Here is a 2889-nt window from a genome sequence, read left to right as displayed (position 1 = left end):
CAATCGGGATGAGTGGATGCTTCGGATGCGCCGCATGGGCGCGTGCCCATGCAAGCAGCCGGGGCGTCCCATCGCCCGATTTCACTCCAACCCTTCGGGCAAGGACCTTGTGCGCCCCCGAAAAGATCTTGAACAGGTTCTGAACGCGCCCGCTCAGCGGCCCAGGAAGCTGCTGGGGGGCTGCCCCATGGCGGCCTTGAACATGGCCGAGAACGCGCTCTCGCTGCCATAGCCGCTCGCCGCCGCGACCTGTCCCACGGGCTCGCCGCGCGCCAGCCGGGGCAGGGCGTGGGCCAGCACCGCCTGCTTGCGCCACTGCGCAAAGCCCATGCCGAACTGCGCGCGAAAGAGGCGCGCCAGTGTGCGCTCGCTGGCCCCGCTGTCGGCCGCCCAGCCGTGCAGCGTGGCGTGGCGGCCCGGTGCATCCAGCACCGCCTGGCACAGCGCGCGCAGGCGCTTGTCGCTGTGCGGGCCGGGCAGGGGCACGCCCAGGGCCAGGGTTTCGGCCTGGGCGATTTCGTCCAGCACCAGCGCCGTCAGCGCGGCCTCGCGCGCCGGTGCGGGCGGCGGGCCGCCCACCGGGTCCAGCGCCGAGACCAGCTCGCGCAGCAGCGGCGACACCGCCAGCACGCGGGCGCCCGCACCGTCGTCGGCCACCGCGCTCCGGTCCACATACAGCGTGCGGAACGCGGCGGCCTCCAGCACCGCCACCGCGTGCAGCGCGCCGGGCGCAATCCACACCGCGCGCGAGGGCGGCACGATGTACGACGCGGGCGGCCCGGGGGCATGCACGCTCACCTGGATCACGCCGCTGGCGCAGTAGGCCAGCTGCCCCCAGGCGTGGCGGTGCGGCTCGAAATGCGAATCGGCCGCCATGTCGCGCGCGCGCACCCGCACCGGCCGCTGCGGCGTGGGGGTGAAAGGGTCGGTGTCGCCCAGGGGAGCGGGCTGGCGGCGTGGGCGCGGCAAGGTCATGGGAGGAGGGAGAGCCATTTTTTGGCGCAAATTCGCCGAAAGCTGTCGTTCCGTCGCATTCCAGAAAGCGAGGCCCAAGTCTACGATGCCGCCATGACTTCCGCCAACGCCACCCTTTCCGCCGCCGGCGTACCGCTGCGCGCCGACGCCAGCGTCATCGGCCTCGTGGGCATCGCCCACCTCATCAGCCACTACAGCCAGCTGCTGCTGGCGCCGCTGTTCCCCTGGCTCAAGGACGCCTTCCAGGTCGGCTACACCGAGCTGGGCTTTCTCATGACCATCTTCTTCGTGGTCTCGTGCGCGGTGCAGGCGGGCTCGGGCTTTGTGGTCGACCGCTTCGGCCCCCGGCCCATCCTGTTCGGCGGCCTGGCGCTGCTGGGCCTGGCGGCCTTCGGCTTTGCGGCCAGCACCAGCTACGCCATGCTGGCCGCGTTCTCGGTGCTCGCGGGCATCGGCAACGGCGTGTTCCACCCGGTGGACTACACCCTGCTCAACAAGCGCGTGAGCGCACCGCGCCTGGGCCATGCGTACAGCGTGCACGGCATCACCGGCAGCCTGGGCTGGGCGCTCGCGCCGGCCATGCTGGTGCCCATCGCCATCGCCACCTCATGGCGCGTGGCGCTGGTGTGTGCGGGCGTGCTGGCGTTTGCGGTGCTGCTGGTGCTGCTGGCCTACCGCCGCCACCTCGCGCTGCCCGCAGCGCCTGCGGCGGCGCCCACCGCAGCGTCTGCAGCCTCTGCAGCCTCTGCAGCAGCAGGCCCTGCCGCTGCTTCGCAGGCCGGCAACTTTGCGTTTCTGCGCATCCCCGCGGTGTGGATGTGTTTTGCGTTCTTCTTTTTCTATGCCGTGTCGCTCAACGTGGTGCAGGCCTTTGCGCCCGAGGCGGCGCGCCAGCTGCACGCCGTGCCCGTGGCGCTGGCGGCCATGTGCCTCACCGTGTACATGGTGGCCAGCGCGGGTGGCATGGTGCTGGGCGGCTTTTTGGCAGCAGACCCCAGCCGCTGCGAGCGCATCGTGGGCGTGGGCTTTGGCCTGGCCGCGTGCGTGGCCGTGGCGCTGGCGCTGCTGCACGTGCCGGGCGTCCTCGTGCCGGTGCTCTTCGGCATCATGGGCTTTTGCGCCGGCATTGCGGGCCCCTCGCGCGACCTGCTGGTCAAGCGCTCCACGCCCGAGGGCTCCACCGGCCGCGTCTACGGCATCGTGTACTCGGGCCTCGATATCGGCCAGGCCATGTCGCCCCTGCTGTTCGGCCTGCTGCTCGACCAGGGCCGCCACACCGCCGTGCTGCTCGGGCTGGCTGTGGTGCAGGGGGTGCTGATCGCGAGCGCGTTCAATGTGCGGCGGGTGCGCAGGACGGCGGTGGTGGCGGTGGCGTAGGCGGGCCCCGTGGGCGGCCACTTCTTTGTGGAAAGAACGCACAATCCGCCGCTGGATCCACTTCGGAGCTGCGCCCCATGTCCACCATGCCTTTGTCCGGTGCCGTCGTTTTTGCCAAGGACATCCGGCGTGTGGCCGCGTTCTATGAGCACCTGTGCGCCCTGGTGGTGGTGCATGCCGAGCGCGACCACATCGTTTTGGAGTCTGGCACCGTGCAGTTGGTCGTCCATGCGATACCCCCCGCCATCGCCCGGACCATCCAGATCGCCGAGCCCCCGGTGGTCCGCGAACAAACGCCCATCAAGCTCTTCTTCGCCGTGCCCGACTTGGCCCAGGCACGCGCACTGGCCTTGCAATGGGGTGGCGAGATCGCCCCCGCAGCCCGGGAGTGGGAAGCCCGCGGGTTCAGGGCCTGCGATGGCCATGATCCCGAAGGCAATGTGGTGCAGTTTCGGCAGGCCGTTGTGGCGAGCCGCTGAGGGCAGCGGGCAAAAATAGTGGTCATTTAGGCCCTCAGCGCTTATCCATCAAGCGCTG

3 protein-coding genes are annotated in these 2889 nt (G+C 70.4%); 2 read left to right on the top strand and 1 reads right to left on the bottom strand.

Going from position 1 to position 2889, the window contains the following annotated elements; all coding sequences use genetic code 11:
• Window positions 1-153 precede the first annotated feature (153 nt).
• The gene (locus tag ACOQFS_RS03425; protein ID WP_421561571.1) at window positions 154-975 is read right to left on the bottom strand and encodes an AraC family transcriptional regulator; all 822 of its coding nucleotides are present in this window, start codon (window positions 973-975) and stop codon (window positions 154-156) included.
• Window positions 976-1068: 93 nt separating this feature from the next.
• On the opposite strand from ACOQFS_RS03425, the gene ACOQFS_RS03420 reads away from it, so the two are divergent.
• Together ACOQFS_RS03420 and ACOQFS_RS03415 are read left to right on the top strand one after the other, a co-directional pair.
• Entirely contained in the window at window positions 1069-2352 is a 1284-nt protein-coding gene (locus ACOQFS_RS03420; protein ID WP_421561570.1) for an MFS transporter, read from the top strand.
• 77 nt (window positions 2353-2429) lie between these two features.
• Window positions 2430-2831, top strand: coding sequence for a VOC family protein (locus ACOQFS_RS03415; protein ID WP_421561569.1), 402 nt, complete (start codon window positions 2430-2432; stop codon window positions 2829-2831).
• Window positions 2832-2889 lie beyond the last annotated feature (58 nt).

Origin of the sequence: Paracidovorax sp. MALMAid1276 (genome assembly GCF_049198005.1) — a bacterium.
Taxonomy (GTDB): domain Bacteria; phylum Pseudomonadota; class Gammaproteobacteria; order Burkholderiales; family Burkholderiaceae_C; genus Acidovorax.
The sequence above is the reverse complement of the archived record's forward strand: the minus strand, read 5'-3'. Positions and strand labels throughout refer to the sequence as shown.